At 66.7% G+C, this 18,276-nt stretch carries 20 protein-coding genes; 12 read left to right on the top strand and 8 right to left on the bottom strand.

Annotation, left to right across the window (positions count from 1 at the left end; all coding sequences use genetic code 11):
* Nucleotide 1: 1 nt before the first annotated feature.
* From NUV79_RS11635 to NUV79_RS11615, 5 genes are all read left to right on the top strand, one after another.
* The gene (locus tag NUV79_RS11635) at nt 2-355 is read left to right on the top strand and encodes a hypothetical protein (protein ID WP_257733241.1); all 354 of its coding nucleotides are present in this window, start codon (nt 2-4) and stop codon (nt 353-355) included.
* 60 nt (nt 356-415) lie between these two features.
* Entirely contained in the window at nt 416-2,254 is a 1,839-nt protein-coding gene (recQ, locus tag NUV79_RS11630; protein ID WP_257733240.1) for a DNA helicase RecQ, read from the top strand.
* A gap of 143 nt (nt 2,255-2,397) precedes the next feature.
* The gene (gyrB, locus tag NUV79_RS11625) at nt 2,398-4,836 is read left to right on the top strand and encodes a DNA topoisomerase (ATP-hydrolyzing) subunit B (RefSeq protein ID WP_257733239.1); all 2,439 of its coding nucleotides are present in this window, start codon (nt 2,398-2,400) and stop codon (nt 4,834-4,836) included.
* 19 nt (nt 4,837-4,855) lie between these two features.
* Nucleotides 4,856-5,329, top strand: a complete 474-nt coding sequence (gene ybaK / locus NUV79_RS11620; protein ID WP_257733238.1) for a Cys-tRNA(Pro) deacylase — start codon at nt 4,856-4,858, stop codon at nt 5,327-5,329.
* 79 nt (nt 5,330-5,408) lie between these two features.
* Nucleotides 5,409-7,031 carry an ABC-F family ATP-binding cassette domain-containing protein gene (locus NUV79_RS11615; RefSeq protein ID WP_257733237.1) on the top strand — a complete coding sequence of 541 codons (1,623 nt, stop codon included), beginning with the start codon at nt 5,409-5,411 and terminating at the stop codon, nt 7,029-7,031.
* Nucleotides 7,032-7,042: 11 nt separating this feature from the next.
* Here the strand turns inward: NUV79_RS11615 and NUV79_RS11610 are convergent, their stop codons facing one another.
* Entirely contained in the window at nt 7,043-7,972 is a 930-nt protein-coding gene (locus tag NUV79_RS11610) for a glutaminase (protein WP_257733236.1), read from the bottom strand.
* A 138-nt stretch (nt 7,973-8,110) separates the two neighbouring features.
* Here NUV79_RS11610 and NUV79_RS11605 point away from each other — a divergent pair, with 138 nt between their 5' ends.
* On the top strand, nt 8,111-8,626 hold the full coding sequence (locus NUV79_RS11605) for a hypothetical protein (protein ID WP_257733235.1): 516 nt from the start codon (nt 8,111-8,113) through the stop codon (nt 8,624-8,626).
* Between the two features lie 7 nt (nt 8,627-8,633).
* Here NUV79_RS11605 and NUV79_RS25275 read toward each other — a convergent pair whose 3' ends face one another.
* The 3 genes from NUV79_RS25275 to NUV79_RS11590 all read right to left on the bottom strand — a co-directional run bounded on the left by NUV79_RS25275 (nt 8,634) and on the right by NUV79_RS11590 (nt 11,644).
* On the bottom strand, nt 8,634-9,827 hold the full coding sequence (locus tag NUV79_RS25275) for a GGDEF domain-containing protein (protein ID WP_308218189.1): 1,194 nt from the start codon (nt 9,825-9,827) through the stop codon (nt 8,634-8,636).
* Between the two features lie 144 nt (nt 9,828-9,971).
* Complete coding sequence (locus NUV79_RS11595) at nt 9,972-10,766, bottom strand: class I SAM-dependent methyltransferase (protein WP_257733234.1); 795 nt, start codon at nt 10,764-10,766, stop codon at nt 9,972-9,974.
* A 122-nt stretch (nt 10,767-10,888) separates the two neighbouring features.
* Entirely contained in the window at nt 10,889-11,644 is a 756-nt protein-coding gene (locus NUV79_RS11590; RefSeq protein ID WP_257733233.1) for a Crp/Fnr family transcriptional regulator, read from the bottom strand.
* A gap of 185 nt (nt 11,645-11,829) precedes the next feature.
* Between NUV79_RS11590 and NUV79_RS11585 the strand changes: the two genes are divergently transcribed.
* On the top strand, nt 11,830-12,117 hold the full coding sequence (locus tag NUV79_RS11585) for a hypothetical protein (protein ID WP_257733232.1): 288 nt from the start codon (nt 11,830-11,832) through the stop codon (nt 12,115-12,117).
* Between the two features lie 80 nt (nt 12,118-12,197).
* On the opposite strand, the gene NUV79_RS11580 is transcribed toward NUV79_RS11585, so the two are convergent.
* Genes NUV79_RS11580 through NUV79_RS11570 form a run of 3 tightly spaced genes read right to left on the bottom strand, consistent with a single transcriptional unit; the run spans nt 12,198 to nt 14,651 of the window.
* Nucleotides 12,198-13,850 carry a histidine kinase dimerization/phosphoacceptor domain -containing protein gene (locus NUV79_RS11580; RefSeq protein ID WP_257733231.1) on the bottom strand — a complete coding sequence of 551 codons (1,653 nt, stop codon included), beginning with the start codon at nt 13,848-13,850 and terminating at the stop codon, nt 12,198-12,200.
* A complete protein-coding gene (locus tag NUV79_RS11575) occupies nt 13,850-14,464 on the bottom strand; it encodes a sigma-70 family RNA polymerase sigma factor (protein WP_257733281.1) in 615 nt (204 codons plus the stop codon). Before NUV79_RS11575 ends, NUV79_RS11580 begins: the two co-directional genes overlap by 1 nt.
* Nucleotides 14,451-14,651 carry a NepR family anti-sigma factor gene (locus NUV79_RS11570; protein ID WP_257733230.1) on the bottom strand — a complete coding sequence of 67 codons (201 nt, stop codon included), beginning with the start codon at nt 14,649-14,651 and terminating at the stop codon, nt 14,451-14,453. Before NUV79_RS11570 ends, NUV79_RS11575 begins: the two co-directional genes overlap by 14 nt.
* 258 nt (nt 14,652-14,909) lie before the next feature.
* On the opposite strand from NUV79_RS11570, the gene NUV79_RS11565 reads away from it, so the two are divergent.
* The 3 genes from NUV79_RS11565 (at nt 14,910) to NUV79_RS11555 (ending at nt 16,872) form a co-directional block, all read left to right on the top strand.
* Nucleotides 14,910-15,704, top strand: coding sequence for a response regulator (locus tag NUV79_RS11565; RefSeq protein ID WP_257733229.1), 795 nt, complete (start codon nt 14,910-14,912; stop codon nt 15,702-15,704).
* Nucleotides 15,705-15,844: 140 nt separating this feature from the next.
* Nucleotides 15,845-16,009, top strand: a complete 165-nt coding sequence (locus NUV79_RS11560; protein WP_257733228.1) for a hypothetical protein — start codon at nt 15,845-15,847, stop codon at nt 16,007-16,009.
* Between the two features lie 89 nt (nt 16,010-16,098).
* Complete coding sequence (locus NUV79_RS11555; protein ID WP_308218192.1) at nt 16,099-16,872, top strand: extensin-like domain-containing protein; 774 nt, start codon at nt 16,099-16,101, stop codon at nt 16,870-16,872.
* A 4-nt stretch (nt 16,873-16,876) separates the two neighbouring features.
* On the opposite strand, the gene NUV79_RS11550 is transcribed toward NUV79_RS11555, so the two are convergent.
* The gene (locus tag NUV79_RS11550) at nt 16,877-17,143 is read right to left on the bottom strand and encodes a hypothetical protein (RefSeq protein ID WP_257733226.1); all 267 of its coding nucleotides are present in this window, start codon (nt 17,141-17,143) and stop codon (nt 16,877-16,879) included.
* A 145-nt stretch (nt 17,144-17,288) separates the two neighbouring features.
* Between NUV79_RS11550 and NUV79_RS11545 the strand changes: the two genes are divergently transcribed.
* Nucleotides 17,289-17,723, top strand: a complete 435-nt coding sequence (locus NUV79_RS11545) for a DUF992 domain-containing protein (protein ID WP_257733225.1) — start codon at nt 17,289-17,291, stop codon at nt 17,721-17,723.
* Between the two features lie 166 nt (nt 17,724-17,889).
* On the top strand, nt 17,890-18,270 hold the full coding sequence (locus tag NUV79_RS11540; protein WP_257733224.1) for a response regulator: 381 nt from the start codon (nt 17,890-17,892) through the stop codon (nt 18,268-18,270).
* The last annotated feature ends 6 nt before the right edge of the window (nt 18,271-18,276 follow it).

Below are 18,276 nucleotides of genomic sequence, written 5' to 3'. Positions count from 1 at the left end.
CTTGGCTCTGGCGGCAGGGCTCATCGATCTCGGCTTCGCGCTGTTCCATGCCGCGTTCCGGCGGCTGTTCGGCTGGCCGGAGCGGCTCGCCCCCTCCGGCAGCCTGAACACCGCGATCACGCAGACGCTCAACGCGATGCTGATCTTCGTCTTCCTCGCCTATGGCGCCACGCTGATCTGGCTATCCGGGCAAGGCAGCGTGCACCCCGTGCTGCCGCTCGTGGGCGCTGCCTTCTGGGGCCTGCGACTCGCGCTGCAATTCATCTGGTTCGACCTCAAGCCCTGGCCGTCCAAGCTGATCGCCGCGGTTTTCGCGGGTACCGCAGTGGTTCATCTGCTGGCCGTGCAGGTCTAGGCACAGGATATCCGGCGAAAGGCTGGCCAAGCGCGCCCGGCTGCGGCACATCCCTTGTCCATGTCGCCATCCCGCGAATCAGACGCCCGCGCGATCCTCAAATCGGTGTGGGGCTATGACGATTTCCGCCCCGGCCAGTGGGAGGTGATCGCAGCCGCGCTCGATGGCGAGGACGTCTTCGCGGTGATGCCGACCGGCTCCGGCAAGTCGATGTGCTACCAGCTCCCGGCACTGGTCTCAGGGGGACTGACGCTGGTCGTCTCGCCGCTGATCGCCCTGATGCGCGATCAGGTCGGTCAGCTCGTCCGAGCCGGCGTCTCGGCTGCCTCGCTCAACTCGATGAATACGGAGGACGAGGCGGCGCAAGCCTGGGACCGCCTGAATTCCGGCGATCTCAGGCTGCTTTTCGTCTCGCCCGAGCGCTTGGCCGGCGAGGGGCTGGTCGGCCGGCTGAAGCGCCTCGGCGTGAACCGGCTCGCCATCGACGAGGCGCATTGCGTCTCGCAGTGGGGCCATGATTTCCGCCCGGAATATCGCCTGCTCGCCAAGACGCGCGAGGCCCTGGGCGGCGTGCCCGTCACGGCGCTGACGGCGACCGCCGACCGGCAGACCCAGGCCGATATCGCCCAGCAATTGTTCCCGCAGCCGCCGCGGATGGTGGTGCATTCCTTCGACCGGCCGAACCTGAAGCTCGCCTTCGCACCGAAGGAGCAGCCGCGCCGGCAGATCGACGATTTCCTGCGCCGACACCGCAACGGCTCCGGTATCGTCTACTGCTCCTCGCGCAGCAAGACCGAACGCCTCGCTACCGCACTGAGCGAAAAGGGCTGGAATGCCCTGCCCTATCATGCGGGCCTCGAGCAGACGCAGCGCAACCGCAACCAGGATATCTTCCTGCAGGAGGACGGGGTCGTCGTCTGCGCCACCATCGCCTTCGGCATGGGCATCAACAAGCCCGATGTGCGCTTCGTCGTCCATGCCGATATGCCCGGCTCGATCGAGGGCTATTACCAGGAGATCGGTCGCGCCGGGCGCGATGGCCTGCCGGCGGATACGCTGACGCTCTATGGTGTCGACGACATGTCGCTCAGGCGCCGCCAGATCGACGAGAAACAGATCGACGACGAGCGTCGGCGCATCGAGCACAAGCGCCTCAACGCGATGATCGATCTTTGCGAGAACGCGCTCTGCCGGCGCAGCGCGCTGCTGGCCTATTTCGGCGAGGAGACACCGCCCTGCCGGCACGGCAATGCGCCGTTCCGTTGCGATCTCTGCAGCGCCGAGGCGCCGGCCCTGCAGGACGCCACGCTCGATGCGCGCAAATTGCTCTCCGCCGTGATCCGCTCCGGCGAGCGCTTCGGCGCCGGCCATCTCGCCGATATCCTGACGGGCACGACGACCGAGGTCGTCCGCCGCCAGAACCATGACGGCCTGAAGACCTTCGGCGTCGGTGCGGACAAACCCAAGGCCGCCTGGATGGGGCTGACGCGCAAGCTCTTCGCGGCGGGCGCGCTCGCCGAGGCCAGTATCGAGCATGGCGGCTTCTGCCTGACGCCGAAGGGCGAGGACATTCTGTTCGGGCGCGAGAGCATCGCGCTCCGGGCCGACCCCTTCGCCGAGCGGCGCTCCCGCCGCTCCGAGCGCGACGCGGCGCGCGCCGACGGGCTCGACGAGGGCACGGCCGGCCTGTTCGAGCATCTGCGCAAGCTCAGGCTGCAGATCGCCCGCGAGGAGGGCGTCGCGGCCTATATCATCTTCACCGACCGGACGCTGATCGCGATGGCGCGCGAGCGGCCGCTGGGCCTCGACGAGATGCGGGCGATCGAGGGCGTCGGCGAGCGCAAGCTCGCGCAATACGGCGAGGCCTTCGTCGAGGCGATCTCGGAATTCAGGGGCTGACAATCGACGCGAATTTGCCGCCGCGTTGGCCTCTCTACGCGCACGCACGCGTAGGCGCGTGAAAAAGCCATCGTCACACCCTATATTGTCGTTTCGAATCAGGATCATCGCGGGCGCTCGCTCGCCCGCTCAGGAACCACTTCATGACCGATGCCGCCCTCAGCGCCCAGCCCGACGACTACGGCGCCGATTCCATCAAGGTTCTCAAGGGCCTGGACGCGGTGCGCAAGCGGCCCGGCATGTATATCGGCGACACCGATGACGGCTCCGGCCTGCACCACATGGTCTACGAGGTCGTCGACAACGCCATCGACGAGGCGCTCGCAGGGCATGCCGACCTCGTCACGGTGACGCTGAATGCCGATGGATCGGTAACCGTCAGCGACAACGGGCGCGGTATCCCCACCGATATCCACAGCGAGGAAGGCATCTCGGCGGCCGAGGTCATCATGACCCAACTCCATGCCGGCGGTAAGTTCGACCAGAACTCCTACAAGGTCTCGGGCGGCCTGCACGGCGTCGGCGTCTCCGTCGTCAACGCGCTCTCGGTCTCGCTCAAGCTGCGAATCTGGCGCGGCGGCAGCGAGCACTACATGGAATTCCGCCATGGCGACGCGGTGGCCCCGCTCGCCGTCGTCGGCCCGCAGGGCGACAAGCGCGGCACCGAGGTGACCTTCCTGCCCTCGCAGGAGACCTTCACCATGGTGGAGTTCGACTACAAGACGCTGGAGCACCGCCTGCGTGAGCTCGCCTTCCTGAACTCGGGCGTGCGCATCGTCCTGACCGATGCGCGCCATGCCGAGATCGTCCGCGAAGAGCTGATGTACGATGGCGGCGTCGAGGCCTTCGTGCGCTATCTCGACCGCGCCAAGTCGGCCGTGATCGAGAAGCCGATCATGCTGACCTCGGAGAAGGACGGCATCACCGTCGATGTCGCGCTGTGGTGGAACGACAGCTACCACGAGAACGTGCTCTGCTTCACCAACAACATCCCGCAGCGCGATGGCGGCACCCATCTCGCCGGCTTCCGCGCCGCGCTGACGCGCCAGATCACCGGCTATGCCGAAAGCTCCGGCATCTCCAAGAAGGAGAAGGTCTCGCTCACCGGCGACGATTGCCGCGAGGGCCTGACCGCGATCGTCTCGGTCAAGGTGCCCGATCCGAAATTCTCCTCGCAGACCAAGGACAAGCTGGTCTCCTCGGAAGTCCGCCCGGTCGTCGAGAACGTCGTCAACCAGGCTCTCTCGGAGTGGCTGGAGGAGCATCCGGGCGAGGCCAAGACCATCGTCGGCAAGGTAGCGGAAGCCGCCGCCGCCCGCGAGGCCGCCCGCAAGGCGCGTGACCTCACCCGCCGCAAGGGCGCGCTGGATATCGCGTCACTCCCGGGCAAACTGGCTGACTGCCAGGAGCGCGATCCCGCCAAGTCCGAACTCTTCATCGTCGAGGGTGACTCGGCCGGTGGCTCCGCCAAGCAGGGCCGCGCCCGCGAATACCAGGCCGTGCTGCCGCTGCGCGGCAAGATCCTGAACGTCGAGCGGGCACGCTTCGACAAGATGCTCTCGTCGGATCAGGTGGGCACGCTGATCACCGCGCTCGGCGCTGGAATCGGCCGGGCGGAGGCCGATCAGGGCGGCTTCAACCTCGCCAAGCTGCGCTACCACAAGATCATCATCATGACCGACGCCGACGTCGACGGCGCCCATATCCGCACCCTGCTCTTGACCTTCTTCTACCGGCAGATGCCGGAGCTGATCGACGCCGGCCATCTCTTCATCGCCCAGCCGCCGCTCTACAAGGCGGCACGCGGCAAGAGCCATGTCTATCTCAAGGACGAGCGGGCGCTGGAGGAATATCTGGTCGACTCGACGGTGGACGGCGCGACCTTCCGCACCAGCGAGGGCGTCGAGCGTGGTGGCGCCGACCTGCGCGCCCTGATCGAGGAAGCCCGCAACGTCCGCAACGCGCTGGCGCAGCTCCATTCGCGCTATGACCGCCGCGTCGTCGAGCAGATGGCGATCGCCGGCGTGCTGCACCCGGTCAGCGAGGATGACGAGGCCAAGGCGAACGAGGCGGCCGCTTATGTCGCGCGCCGGCTCGACGCGATCTCGGACGATCTGGAGCGCGGCTGGGAGGGCAAGGTCAGCGAGGGCGGTTTCGTCTTCTCGCGGATGATCCGCGGCGTGAAGCAGGCCGCGACGATCGATGCCGGCCTGCTCGCCAGCGCCGAGGCCCGCAAGCTCCACGCGGCAGCGGCCTCGCTTCAGGAAGCCTATGCCAAGCCCGGCGTGCTCGCGCGCAAGGGCGACGACTTCACCGTCAACGGCCCGAGCGACCTGTTCGACGCGGTCTCGACCATCGGCAAGAAGGGCGTCTCGCTGCAGCGCTACAAAGGCCTGGGCGAGATGAATCCCGACCAGCTCTGGGAAACCACGCTCGACCGCGACGTGCGCTCGCTCTTGCGCGTCAAGAACGACCAGAACGACGAGGCCGACGACCTCTTCGTCAAGCTGATGGGCGATGTCGTCGAGCCGCGGCGCGAGTTCATCCAGACCAACGCGCTGAACGCGACGGTCGACATCTGATCGCCGCGACGTCCGGACGATGGCCCAGACGACCCCCGCCACGCTGGCGCTGAAGCAGCTTGAAATCCGTTTCGAGCTGCACAGCTATGCGTACGATCCGAATGCCGAGCGCGTCGGGTTGCAGGCGGCGGAAGCTCTGGGCGAGCCGCCCCAGCGCGTGCTCAAGACATTGATCGCGCAGGTCGACGGCAAGCCGGTCTGCATCGTGCTCGCCTCCGACCGCGAGGCCAGCATGAAGAAGGTCGCGGCTGCCTTTGGTGGGAAGACTGCGGCGATGATGCCGGTGCCGGATGCCGAGCGCCTGACCGGCTACAAGGTCGGCGGGGTCAGCCCCTTCGGGCAGAAGCGCAAATTGCCGACAATCGTGGACGAGCCGGCTTCTTCCGAGGCGCTGGTCTATGTCAATGGTGGCCAGCGCGGCCTGCAGATCGCGCTCGCACCTGCCGACCTCCTCAGCGCGGCCAATGCCCGCAGCGCCGTCATCTCGGCCTGATACCAACCTTCCCGAGCTTTCCCGATACGCCCCGATGGCTTAGTGCCGCGGGAGCATTCCTCCAAGGTTCCCCATTTCCATGATCCGCCTCGAGAACATCAGCAAGCAGAACGGAAAGCAGATCGTCTTCATCGAGGCCTCGGCAGGGCTCCTGAAGGGCGAGAAGGTCGGCCTGGTCGGGCCGAACGGCGCGGGCAAGACCACCTTGTTCCGAATGATCACCGGCGAGGAGGCGCCCGACGAGGGCGTCGTCTCGACCGATCGCGGCATCACCATCGGCTATTTCAGCCAGGATGTCGGCGAGATGGCCGGGCGCAGCGCCGTCGCCGAGGTGATGGACGGGGCCGGCCCGGTCAGTACGGTCGCGGCCGAGCTCGCCGAACTCGAAGCCGCCATGGTCGATCCCGACCGGGCCGACGAGATGGAGGAGATCATCACCCGCTATGGCGAGGTGCAGGGCCGCTTCGAGGAGCTCGACGGCTATGCGCTCGACGGCCGGGCGCGGGAGGTGCTCGCAGGGCTGGGCTTCAGCGAGGAGATGATGGAGGGTGATGTCGGCGGCCTCTCCGGCGGCTGGAAGATGCGCGTCGCGCTCGCCCGCATCCTGCTGATGCGACCGGACGCGATGCTGCTCGACGAGCCGTCGAACCATCTCGACCTCGAAAGCCTGATCTGGCTGGAATCCTTCCTGAAGAACTATGACGGCGCCGTGCTGATGACCTCGCATGACCGCGAGTTCATGAACCGCATCGTCGGCAAGATCATCGAGATCGATGGCGGCGCGCTGACCAGCTATTCCGGCGATTACGAGTTCTACCAGCAGCAGCGGGCGCTGGCCGAAAAGCAGATGCAGGCGCAGTTCGAGCGCCAGCAGGCGATGCTCGCCAAGGAGATCGCCTTCATCGAGCGCTTCAAGGCGCGCGCGTCGCATGCCGCGCAAGTGCAGAGCCGGGTCAAGAAGCTGGACAAGATCGAGCGTGTCGAGCCGCCGCGGCGGCGCCAGAGTGTCGCCTTCGAGTTCCAGCCGGCGCCGCGCTCCGGCGACGACGTCGTCAGCATCAAGAACGTGAACAAGGCCTATGGCAGCCGCAGCATCTATGATGGGCTGAACTTTCAGATCCAGCGCAAGGAGCGCTGGTGCGTGCTCGGCGTCAACGGCGCCGGCAAGTCGACGCTGCTGAAGCTCGTCACCGGCACGACCGAGCCCGATGCCGGCACGGTCAATATCGGCGCCAGCGTCAAGCTCGGCTATTTCGCCCAGCACGCCATGGAGGTGCTCGACGGCGAGCGCACCGTCTTCGAGGCGCTGGAGGATCGCTTTCCGCAGGCCGGGCAGGGTTCGCTGCGCTCGCTCGCCGGCTGCTTCGGCTTCTCCGGCGACGATGTCGAGAAGCGCTGCCGCGTGCTCTCGGGCGGCGAGAAGGCGCGGCTCGTCATGGCGATGATGCTCTATGATCCACCGAATTTCCTGGTGCTGGACGAGCCGACCAACCATCTGGACATCGCCACCAAGGAAATGCTGATCACCGCGCTCTCGAACTACGAGGGCACGATGCTCTTCGTCAGCCACGACCGGCATTTCCTCGCCGCGCTCTCCAACCGACTGCTGGAACTGACGCCCGACGGGGTCCACGCCTATGGCGGCGGCTACACGGAATACGTCGCCCGCACCGGGCAGGAAGCGCCGGGCCTGCGGAGCTGACCCTCCCACGCTTACCGCGCGAAGATCGACCAGCCCGTCGCCTCGGTCAGGCGTTCCAGCGCCAGCGTGCCGAGCAGGGAATTGCCGTTGGCGTTGAGGCCGGGCGACCAGACTGCGATCGCGGCCTTGCCCGGAGCGATCGCCAGAATGCCGCCGCCGACGCCCGACTTGCCGGGCAGGCCGACCCGAAAGGCGAAATCGCCGGAAGCGTCGTAATGGCCGCAGGTCAGCATCAGCGCGTTGATGCGCCGCGCCCTCTGGCCGGAGACGACGCGGGGCCCGCCGGGCTCGTAATAGCCGCCATGCATCAGGAAGCGCCCGGCCATGGCGAGCTGGCGGCAAGTCATCGCGATGGCGCATTGGTGGAAATAGACGCCGAGCGTCAGTTCCGGCGCATGGGTGATGTTGCCGAAGGCCTTCATGTAATTGGCGAGCGCGATGTTGCGAAAGCCGGTCGCCTGCTCGGCTCGCGCCACCGCCTCGTCGATGATGATCGTGTCATCATCGGCAAGATAGCGCATGAAGCGCAGCAACTCGCCGATGGCGACGCGCGGCTCGTGGCCGGCGAGGTTGATGTCGGCGACAACGAGGGCACCGGCATTGATGAAGGGATTGCGCGGCACGCCCTGTTCGCGCTCGAGCTGGACGATGGAATTGAACGGTGTGCCTGAGGGCTCGCGGCCGACCCGGCGCCAGAGCGTATCGCCGACCTTGCCAAGCGCCTGCGTCAGGGCAAACACCTTCGAGACGCTCTGGATCGAGAAGGGCTCCTCGCTGTCGCCGGAAGCATGGATCTCACCATCCGCCGTCACGACGCAAAGCCCGAACTGGCGGGGATCGATACGGGCGAGCGGTGGGATATAGGTCGCGACCTCGCCGCGCTCCTCGGCTCGGCGCATCTCCTCGGTGATGTCGCGGACCAGCCGCCCGATATCCGTCACGCTTCCCGCCCCGGCTGTTCCGTCTCGGCGCGACAGCCAAGCCTCAGCGCGCGCCTGCGGTCAAGCACGGAACGAAAGCCGTTGCAGTCCACGTCAAACTGCGGTGATCTGAGCCTTCGAAGCCCGGAGGCAACCCGCATGCGCCGCGCCATCGCCGTTTCCGCCCTGCTGATGGCCGCCCTGCCAGCCATGGCCCGCCCGCTCGAAAGCGAATTGCCGGTGAAGCGGGACGCCTGCTGGGAGCGCGCCTATGACGAGGCCCATCTCAAGGCGCATCCGCAGCAGAAGGTCACGAAGATCCGCCTCGTCCACAAGCCCGGCAACTGGCAGGCAGAGCCGCATGCGGCGCTCTATGTCGCTGTTTATTTCAACCTGCGCCAGCGCACGACCACCGGCCGCTTCGACTACCAGCTCAGCGGTTTCTGCAAGCCGCAGGGCAAGGGTCTGCGCTGCGTGCCGGAATGGGATGCCGGAAGCTGGCGGCTGGAGAGCGGGCCGCAAGGCGTGCTCGATATCCGCAATGGCGGGATCATCGCCAATCCCAACCCCTATGATGCCGAGGAGATCGCCGATAACGCGGTGAAGATCCCGGCGAAACCCGATGACGGGCTCTGGCGGCTGATGCCGGCGAAGGACGCCTGCGAGATCGAGTGACGCGCCCCTACTGCAAGCGCGGGTGACGCCCGCTCGAAGCGCGCGCGTCCAGGACGGAGCGCTGCCCGGCGATGACGCAGAGCGACTTGCCGCGCGATTTCGCCTGATAGAGCGCCGCATCGGCGGCGGCCATCAGGCTGTTCATGTCGCGGCCATGCTCCGGCGCGAGCGCGATGCCGACGGACGCGCCGATATTGAGCTGGTCACCGCTATCGAGTTCGTAGGGCTCGGAGATCTCGCGCACGATGCGCTCGCCGAAGCGCTGGAGCTGCACCCGCTCGGTCTGCTCGGAGAGCACGACGAACTCGTCGCCGCCGATGCGCGCCGCGACATCGGAGCTGCGGACGAGACCGCGCAGGCGCTCGGCGACAAGCTGGAGCAGCGCATCGCCCGCCATATGCCCGTAATTGTCGTTGACGGCCTTGAAGCCATCGAGATCGAGATAGACCAGCGCCAAGCCCCGCGGCGCGGTCTCGCTCTCGAAACGGGTGGCGAAGGCCTTGGCCAGGCCAGTCCGGTTCGAGAGGCCGGTGAGCATGTCGTGCCGGGCGTGGAAGGCGTTCTCGCGCTCGGCCCGCATGGTCGAGATCAGCATGGCGTTCAGCTTGTAGGCGGCAACCGTCATGCTGAAGAGATAGAGCGGGATCTGCATGAAGGTGATCAACAGCATCGGCTCGGAGATGAAAGGCGTCGCGAGCACGCAGGGCCCGAGCGTCAGGCCGATCATCACGCCGGCCATGCGCGGCGCGGCGAAGTTGCGGAAGCAGATGCCGCCGACCATCGCGGCGGCCGAGAGGCAAGCCAAAGTCGCCGCGACCCAGTCTCCGCTGGTCAGGCAGAGGAAGGTACCGGCCCCGATGCCGGCCGCCCAGGCGACACCGAGCAGCAGGTAGAGATCGGTCGGTGTCGAGGCGCCACGCGCTGCGCGGCGGCGGGCATGGATCAGCACGACAAGGCGAATGCTGCAGCAGAGCAGCTCGAAGGCGCACCACAGCATGAAGGGAAGGGTCGGGATGCGCCAGGCGATCAGGAAGGAGACCGCGAGCGAGTTGATCACGCCGCCGGCGAAGATCGGCAACGTGCCGTAGAGACTGCCGATCAGCGCGACCCGGATTTCCGGCGGCACATCCGGCCCGGCATCCGCCAGCCAACGCGTCAGGCGCCAACGCGGCAAACTGTAACGGAGGACTGCGCCACTCATCGGCTGTTTAGGCTCCTCGCTGGCAGGCCGACCAGCACGCAGCCGGTCGCGCGTGCTGCCTAACAGCGAGGTCTTACGATTCCGTGTGGAAACGTCGGCAATTCGCGGGAAACGCCGATGACGCAGCGTCAACTCGGCGAAAAATCAACGAATTTGACGATAAACCCAAACTCGCGCCGGCGGGATATTGCGCAGCACCCAGTCGGAAACGGAGGCCTTGAGCCCCGAGCCCTTGCGCGGAATCGGCGAGATCACCGAATAGGTGAACTGGATGAAGGGCGCGCCCTCCACGAGCAGCGGAAACACTTCGCGCGCCAATGCCGTGCGCGCGGCCGGCGGACGGTTGAACAGCGGCAGGCTGGAGACCAGCGCGATCGCCTTCTCCTGGAGATGGCCGGCCAGCGTCGTCGCCAGGGCATAGGCATCGCCCTGCACCACCGTCGCCCGCGGGAAACGCTTGCGCAGCAATTCGCAGAATTCAGGGCTGTACTCGACGAGGATCAGGCGGCTTTCGTCGATGCCGCGCTCGATCAGCGCCTCGGTGACAGGGCCGGTCCCGGGGCCGATCTCGATGACCGGACCGGGCTGCTCGGGATCGACATAGGACGCCATCCGCTTGGCCAGCGCAGGGCTCGACGGCGTGACCGAGCCGGTCCGGCGGGGATCGTCGATCCAGGACTTGATGAAACGCGCCTCGTCGCCGAGCTTCGCTTTGGCCTCGCTGACGCGACTCTTGAGCTTCTCCGCCTTGCTGCGGACCTCGCCCTCGACCTTGTAGCGGACGGCCGCGACCTTCAGCTTCGCCTCGGCCACGCGATCGACGAGATCGGCGGCGGTGACGCGCATCTCGCCCTCGATCCGCGTCGCGACGCGGGACTGCCCAAGACGGGCGGCCAGCGATGCAGCACGCGGTGGGCGATGGCGGATCGTCGAAGACATGACACCCCTTGAACGCCGCGGAGACGACGCGTCTGACGCAAATCACGTTACCTGCGCGGCATATGGGGTCAAGAGCGGGCCGCCGCCAAGCTTTTATTCCATGTCGAAGGCGCCCGGCCCCGTCAGATCAGGGGTCGCGGGGCCGTGGTCCGTTCGTAGACCGCCGCCATCCGCGCCGTCAGGTGCGGGTTCAGCAGGGTCAGCCGTCCCTGTGAGAGCGAGAACAGGCCCTCCTTGCGCAGCCGCGACCAGGTCTTGCTGGTGTGGACGAGCGAGAGGCCGAGCGCATCGGCGATCTGCTGCTGCGAGAGCGGAAAGGCGAAGCTGTCATTCGTGACGAGGCCTAGCGCATCGGCGCGGTGATGGAGCGAGATGATCAGCGCCGCGAGACGCTCGGCCGCGCTGCGCTGCCCGACCGAGGTCAGGTTGTCGTCGACCATGCTTTCCTCTCGCGAGCCGAGCCAGGCCACTTCATAGGCCAGCGTCGGCATCCGTTCGAACAGCTCCCACAGGCGCTTGCGCGGGAAGACGCAAAGCTCGACATCGGTCAGTGCCTCGATGCCGTGCTCGGCCGCGCTGAGCAGCGAGGCCTGTAAGCCCACGAGATCGCCCGGCAGCAGGAAGTTGAGGATCTGGCGGCGCCCGTCCGGCAGGGATTTGTAGCGGAAGGCCCAGCCCGAATAGAGCGTGTAGAGTTCCGCATCCTCCTGACCGGGATGGATGATGTCGAGGCCCGCGCGCACGGTGCGGTGATCGACCTTCATCGTCTGGATGAAGCGGATCTCGTCATCGGTCTTGTCCCGGAAGGCCGGTTTCAGCCGCAAGGGACAGGCAAGACATGGCGTGCCGAGGCGTGCCGGCCGGTTGGCGATGTTCATGGTCGAATGCGATCCCCCGATCACCGGCAAGGAGCCGGCTTCGGAACAACGCGGCGACCCGGCTCAGCGTTCCGCAAGGATAGGGCGGATCAGCCTTCACGGAGCTTTTAAGGAACCAAAGCGTCATTTCGGACGTTTTCCATGCCGAAAGCCGGTCAATCGACCGGCCAGCCCTGGAGACATACATGCCGAAGTCCAGCCTCGCGCCGGCCATGCGCGCCATCGTCTTCTTCGGCCTCATGGGAACGGCCGTGACCGGCCTGACCCTGGGTGCCGGGCTCCAGATGCCTGAAGACCAGAGTTCGACAACGGTGGCGCTGGCAAAGGGCGCGAGCGAGCGTGGTTATGCCGACAGCCTGCAGGTCGCCGCCGTGGACCATGCCGACCGTTCGCGCAGCACGGCGAAGCGCGCGATCGCGTCGCCGTCGCAGCAGGCGATGGCCGGCGGCCCGGTCACGCATATCGTGCGCTGAGACGCCAACCCATTTTCCCAGCAAGCGCGCTGCCATTCCGGACCGGTCTGGCGGCGCGTTTTCGTTTGAAGTCTGGATATTCAGGAGCCGTGGCCGATGCGCCAGCGGCCCAGGCTGCGGCCGTGAGGCTCCTGCGTCTGCACGGCCTCGATCTGGGTGAGCAGCCCCGCGAAGAGCCGCGGCGGCGCGCTGTGCTCGATATCGCGATCGACCTCGAGCCCGACCTCGATCGCGGAGGCATCGACATCCAGCACCTCGACGGTGATCCGGACGCCGGGCGTGCCCCGCAAGGCGCGCGACGCCACATCGGCGACGAGAAAGCCGAGCGGGATGATCCGGTCGACGGAGAGCGTCGCGGCGGTCTCGATCCGGCTCGTGACCCATTGGTCGCGGCTGCGGATCAGGTTCGAGATCATCGTGACGACGTCGTCCAGGAAGAGGTCGATCCGGACCGGCTGCATCTCGCCATCGGCAAGCGTGAAGCGATAGGCCGCCGACAGGACATGTACGCGGCATTCGGCATCGGCCAGCGCCAGCCGCGCCTCGTCGCGATGATCGCGCTTGCTCAGCCCGATATAGCTCTGCACGACCTGAAGGCTGTTCTTGACCCGGTGATGCAGCTCGCGAACGAGGAAACGGTTGTCGTCGAGCGCCGTCTGGAGGCGGCGCTGGCGGACCTCCTGCTCCTCGACCATGCCGTTGAAGGCCTCGGCGACGCTGCGGATGTCGCTCGGCATGTCTTCCGCCACCGCGGCGCGAATCCGGTTGTTGGTGGTCCGCGACCGGGCGGCGACCTCGATGCCGCGCAGCCAGCGCAGGCAATGCTTCTCGATCGCCCGCATGCAGACGAGGCAGAGCAGCGCGAGCGTCAGGAGCGGCGCGAGCAGCAGCACGACGAATTGCAGCCGGGCCGCCTCGGCCGGCCGGTCGTCGAAGCTCGCGACGATGTAGAAATCCGGCTCCGCGACCATCCGGGCCGCATAGACGCTGTCCTCCCCGCGGCGGCTCGGGCCGGTCCAGCGGGCGTGTTTCTCCGGGATCAGGTCGGTGCGCGGGAGCCACGACATGTCCCGGTTCTCACCCCGGCTGGCGACGAGACCGGCGTCGCGCCCGACCAACGCAACGTTCAGAACCTGCCCGTCCTCGCCGAGATCGAAGACATTCTCGAGCAGTTCCGGGGAGACCAGCAGGAGCGCCTGCTGCAAGCCGCCATTCGCACCCGGGAAATCCGAGGCGAGGATCGCGAGATAGCGTCGCCCGCCGGCCGTGACCTGATCGTAGCGCATCCGGCCGAGATTGGCGCCGTTCCACATGCCGATGGCCGAGCGGCCAGCGAGCTTGCCGGCGATGCCGTCCAGCGTTTCGGCGGAAATGTCGGGGTCGAGCGACCCGGTGCAGAGCTGCCCGTCGGCCCGCCGCAGTAGGAAGGCGCGGAATCCTCCAGCACGCTCCATCGCCTTGACGCCGGCGTCGCGGCAGCCGGACGTGTCGAGACCAAGCTCGCCGGCCGTGGTGCCGAAGGCGAGCAAGGCGCGCGACATGCCGCGATACCAGACACGGGTGCGCACCGCGAAATCATCGACGGTGCGCGCCTGCGCCGCCTCGATCGCGACGATCGCGGCCCGGTAGGTGGCGTAGGCCGCGAAGGCCGAGGCACAGGCGATCGGGATGGCGATCACAACCAGCAAAGCCAGCAGACGTGTCCGGACAGTGCTGAAACGCCGCAAACGCATCAGAAGCCAACTGGTTCGGAACCAACTCTCTGCATCGCCGCCGCGTTGGTGCGGCCCGGCCCGAGATCGTCGACGCTGCCGATGGAGAGCAGTTCGGCGAGTTTCGTGCGGGCGCGATTGACCCGGCTCTTGATCGTGCCGATCGCCACGCCGCAGATCTCGGCCGCCTCCTCATAGGACAACCCGGTGGCGCCGACCATGATCAGCACCTCGCGCTGCTCCTCGGGGAGCTTCGCCAAGGCCTTGCGGAAATCGGCGAGGTCGAGATGGCTCTCCTGGTTGCCATGGGTCGCCATGCGCTCGGCATAGGTGCCTTCGCTGTCCTGCACCTCGCGGCCGCGCTTGCGGTAGAGCGAATAATAGGTGTTGCGCAGGATGGTGAAGAGCCAGGCGCGCAGGCTGGTGCCGGGCTCGAACTTGTCGGAGTTGCCCCAGGCCTTAAGCAGCGTGTCCTGCACGAGGTCGTCGGCCAGCTGCATCGAACCCGAGAGCGAGGCGGCGAAAGCGCGCAGATTGGGAATCTCGCGGATCAGCCCGTCCTTGAAATCTTCGGTCCTGCGTTCCCGCGCCAGATCCTCGACCCGGTCGGCGGACGCGATCTCACTGGGACTCATCACGCGACTCTCCAGCTGCACGCTGCTCGGTCGCCTCAAGCTGCGCCAGCAGCACGAGAAACTTGTCGGGCACGGGTGCGTTCACGATGTCGTCGTAATGGGCCTTGAGGGAGCGGCCGATGGATTCCTGCACCTTCGGGTCCAGAACCAGATCGAAGCCCTCGTCGGGATCGTCCGGCTCAGTCATCGCTGCATCCAACCTGCTCATATCAGCCCTCGCACCACCACCGGGTCAGCTTTTCCAGCCAATCCCACATCTCCACGTCCCGTCATACCTGGTCTTGCCACTTCCTGCCGGCGATGCCGAAGCCACGTCGCGCTGGCGACACCAATGCGCCTTAATAACGGGCTCCCCAGCCCAAGGTTCCATGCTCCCGCAAAAATAAATTTCTTGTCTCAGACGCATCCTAAGCCATTATTCCAGCACGTTAAAAGGGACGCGTTCATGTCGATTGCAAAAGAAATTGCGCCTCATCTTCCGTATCTGCGCCGGTTCGCGCGGGCGCTATGCGGCAGCCAGCCGAGCGGCGATGCCTATGTCGTCGCCATGCTCGAAGCCCTCGTTGCCGACCCCTCGGGATTCCCGCGCGACGTTGACCCGCGCATCGGCCTGTACAAGACCTTCCTGAAGCTGTGGTCCTCGGCCAGCGTCGATGCCGCCGCCCCGGTCGTGGAGCTGTCGCGCGCACCGGCCGAGCGCAATCTCGAGGCGCTGACGCCGCGCCCGCGCCAAGCCTTCCTGCTGCGCACCGTGGAAGGCTTCCCGCTCGACGACGTCGCCAAGGTGATGGATATCACGGCCGCCGAGGCTTCCGCGCTGATCCAGACCGCCGGGCAGGAAATCGCCGAGCAGGTGGCGACCGAGGTGCTGATCATCGAGGACGAGCCGATCATTGCGCTCGATATCGAGACCATGGTCGAGGAGCTCGGCCACAGCGTCACAGGCGTCGCGCGCACCCAGCGCGAGGCGCTCGCACTGGTCGCCAAGAAGCGCCCCGGCCTCGTGCTCGCCGATATCCAGCTCGCCGATGGCAGCTCGGGCCTCGACGCCGTCAACGAGATCCTGTCCTCGATCGACGTGCCGGTGATCTTCATCACCGCCTATCCCGAGCGGCTCCTGACCGGCGACCGGCCGGAGCCGGCCTTCCTGATCACCAAGCCGTTCCAGCCGGAGGCTGTGAAGGCCGCGATCAGCCAGGCCCTGTTCTTCGACCGCCGCGCCGGCCGCAAGGCCGCCTGACGCCTCGACTTACCGTCGAAAGCGATCAAGGCCCGCGGCGCGATCCGCGGGCCTTTTCTCTTGCTGTTCGGAACCCGAGCGGAAATGATGCGTTCGGCGTTGAATGACAGTTTCGTTTGCAGTTGGGGAGGGCGTGGACCATGGCGACGACCTGCTTCTCGGCCGCGATCGCGGCACTATCGATCGGGACTGCCCTCTTCTCAGGATTCATCCAACCGGGGGCCCCGAGCGCGGAGATTCTCTCCCTCGCGCTCGCCGGTCTGACCGGTCTGGCGATCGCCAGCGCCTCGGCCCTGGACAGCTAGGTCACCCCACCCAGCCCGACGCGAACAGGCCGGCCGCACCTTGCGGCGAAGTGCGGTGGCTTGACCCCGTCAAAGCGACTGTGTCGGGCATGGTTGTCGTTGGAATCTGCCTTGCCCCGATGGGTGCCGCCGCAACGCCTGTGGTCGCGCCGATTTCCCAGCAGCGCCCTCCATCCCGACCGCCTGAACTGCGGCCGTCCGTGCCGAACACTCCGGCGCCGAACGAGGCACCTGCGGTCGCGCCGCAGCCTTCGAGCGCAACGACCCCAGATGCGCCCTCCGGACAGGCTTCATGCCTTGCCGCGCTCGCAGCGATCCCCGGCAACCGGGTCCTGCCAGCCAGCCCTGACCCCAAAAACACTGACCCGGCCTGCCGCGTCAGCGAGCCGGTCCGGGTCGAGGCCCTCGCCATCAGGCGACCGGGCGGCAGCGCCAGCGTGAGCTTGGATCCCCCGCCCGTGCTGAGCTGCGCCATGGCGAAGACCCTGGCCGGCTGGCTCGACGGCAGCGTCCAGCCTTTGGCGCGCGGCCATTTCGAGCGCGATCTCGCGAGCTTGCGTGTCGGCGGCGGGCATGAATGCCGGCGGCGCAACCGGGCCTCGGCCGGCCCGGTCAGCGAACACGCGACCGGCCAGGCCCTGGATATCTTCGCCTTCAAGCTGGGGAGCGACGGTAATGCGTCGCAGGTCGTGGTGGAGAAACCGGAAGGCCTGGCGCAGAACCGCTTCCTCGATGCGATCAGGCAATCGGCCTGTGGCGCCTTCATGACCACGCTGGGGCCGGGCTCGGACGCCGCCCATGCCAACCACCTGCATGTCGATATTCAGGAACGGCGCTCACGCGCCTCCCGCTTCTGCCAGTAGGGGATCAGTGGGGAAGCTCGGGCGCCCCGAAGCTCAGAAGGAAGCCCTGCTCGTCGTCGCCCGGAGCGATGTCGCCGACCAGACGAGGCCCGCTGCGGCGCGCGACCATGACAGCCAGCGCGGCCTCCTGATCGAGACCCGTGGCGACGAGATCCTCCAATTCCCAGAAAGGCGGCAGCGCCGTCAGGGTTTCGGGATCGATTATTGTTGGGGTTTCCCCACGCGGACGACTCACGGACATCGACATTCCCATGCCAAGATGAAACGCCAACGCTACAAACTCATACTGGTTCCTTAACCCGGAACTGTGGGTTTCTTGGGGCGTTCGTACCGCCAGTTCACCAGGAGCATTCGAGATGAGCCTTGGGCATTCCCGACCCTGCCTAACCGCCCTTGCCCTCGTCGGCCTCATAGGAATGCATGAGACGGCCGCCGCGCAGCCCGCCGGCCCGCCGACCGGGCGCCTGTCCTGCACCATCGGCAACAATTTCGCGGCCATCGCCAAATCCCAGCGCCCGACCGAATGCCGCTTCAGGCCGCGCCGCGGGCCGATTCAGCATTATAACGGGATCGTTCGGAGCTTCAGCCTGGATCTCGGCTCGGTGCGCACTGCGACCATGGTCTGGCGCGTCTACGGCCCCTATGCGCGCGCGCCGCTCGGCGCGCTCGGCGGTTCGTTCAAGAGCGGCAGCGCAACCGCCCCGTCGACGCCCGGCAATGCACTGGTCGGGGGCAAGGACAATGAGGCGAGCCTGCTGCCGCTGCCGCTCCAGGGCAATCGCGGCATCAATGTCGCGATCGGCGTCACGGCGCTCGACCTGACGCTGGTCGAGCCCGGCCGCCGGCGTTGACGTAAACGAACTGCGGGCAGGCTTACGTTTTACTAACCTTGACCGGTCAAAATCGACTCAAATTCCTAGCTTTCGGCGAGCGTGCCACGTCGAAGCAGGAACATCGCCAATCCTGTCACGTTGAGACCGCGTAACAGGATTGCAGTGTGAGTGAGAGAGCCGGTCAATGGCTGATATCCGCGTACTCATCGTCGAGGATGATCCGTTCATCGCGATGGACATCGAGACCGCCGTGGCCGAGCAGCTCGGCGACGGCGTCGAGCTGATCGTCGTCGAATCCGTGGCGGAAGCGCACCGGATGACGGCGCAGCAGCTGGCCTGTGCCCTGCTCGACATCGATGTCGTCGGCGGCAAGACTTTCGACGTGGCCAGCACGCTTCAGGAAAGCGGCACGCCCTTCGCCTTCGTCTCGGGATCGGCGCCGCATGAAGTACCGGCGACGCTGCGCAGCGCCCGCTTCCTGCGCAAGCCGTTCTCGACGCGCGAGGTCGCGGCCTTCGTCAAAAGTGCAGTGGGCGTGACCGGCCTCAAGGCCCTGCAGGGCTGACGCCGC

Origin of the sequence: Allobosea sp. 47.2.35 (assembly GCF_024655635.1) — a bacterium.
Classification (GTDB): domain Bacteria; phylum Pseudomonadota; class Alphaproteobacteria; order Rhizobiales; family Beijerinckiaceae; genus Allobosea.
Note: the sequence above shows the minus strand (reverse complement) of the source record. Positions and strands in the feature narration are given on the sequence as shown.

Excerpts from the sequence above, each read along its gene's own strand:
- recQ (WP_257733240.1), top strand. The coding sequence starts at position 416 with ATGTCGCCATCCCGCGAATCAGACGCCCGCGCGATCCTCAAATCGGTG.
- gyrB (WP_257733239.1), top strand. The coding sequence starts at position 2,398 with ATGACCGATGCCGCCCTCAGCGCCCAGCCCGACGACTACGGCGCCGAT.
- ybaK (WP_257733238.1), top strand. The coding sequence starts at position 4,856 with ATGGCCCAGACGACCCCCGCCACGCTGGCGCTGAAGCAGCTTGAAATC.
- NUV79_RS11615 (WP_257733237.1), top strand. The coding sequence starts at position 5,409 with ATGATCCGCCTCGAGAACATCAGCAAGCAGAACGGAAAGCAGATCGTC.
- NUV79_RS11605 (WP_257733235.1), top strand. The coding sequence starts at position 8,111 with ATGCGCCGCGCCATCGCCGTTTCCGCCCTGCTGATGGCCGCCCTGCCA.
- NUV79_RS25275 (WP_308218189.1), bottom strand. The coding sequence starts at position 9,827 with ATGAGTGGCGCAGTCCTCCGTTACAGTTTGCCGCGTTGGCGCCTGACG.
- NUV79_RS11595 (WP_257733234.1), bottom strand. The coding sequence starts at position 10,766 with ATGTCTTCGACGATCCGCCATCGCCCACCGCGTGCTGCATCGCTGGCC.
- NUV79_RS11590 (WP_257733233.1), bottom strand. The coding sequence starts at position 11,644 with ATGAACATCGCCAACCGGCCGGCACGCCTCGGCACGCCATGTCTTGCC.
- NUV79_RS11585 (WP_257733232.1), top strand. The coding sequence starts at position 11,830 with ATGCCGAAGTCCAGCCTCGCGCCGGCCATGCGCGCCATCGTCTTCTTC.
- NUV79_RS11580 (WP_257733231.1), bottom strand. The coding sequence starts at position 13,850 with ATGCGTTTGCGGCGTTTCAGCACTGTCCGGACACGTCTGCTGGCTTTG.
- NUV79_RS11575 (WP_257733281.1), bottom strand. The coding sequence starts at position 14,464 with ATGAGTCCCAGTGAGATCGCGTCCGCCGACCGGGTCGAGGATCTGGCG.
- NUV79_RS11570 (WP_257733230.1), bottom strand. The coding sequence starts at position 14,651 with ATGACTGAGCCGGACGATCCCGACGAGGGCTTCGATCTGGTTCTGGAC.
- NUV79_RS11565 (WP_257733229.1), top strand. The coding sequence starts at position 14,910 with ATGTCGATTGCAAAAGAAATTGCGCCTCATCTTCCGTATCTGCGCCGG.
- NUV79_RS11560 (WP_257733228.1), top strand. The coding sequence starts at position 15,845 with ATGGCGACGACCTGCTTCTCGGCCGCGATCGCGGCACTATCGATCGGG.
- NUV79_RS11555 (WP_308218192.1), top strand. The coding sequence starts at position 16,099 with ATGGTTGTCGTTGGAATCTGCCTTGCCCCGATGGGTGCCGCCGCAACG.
- NUV79_RS11545 (WP_257733225.1), top strand. The coding sequence starts at position 17,289 with ATGCATGAGACGGCCGCCGCGCAGCCCGCCGGCCCGCCGACCGGGCGC.
- NUV79_RS11540 (WP_257733224.1), top strand. The coding sequence starts at position 17,890 with ATGGCTGATATCCGCGTACTCATCGTCGAGGATGATCCGTTCATCGCG.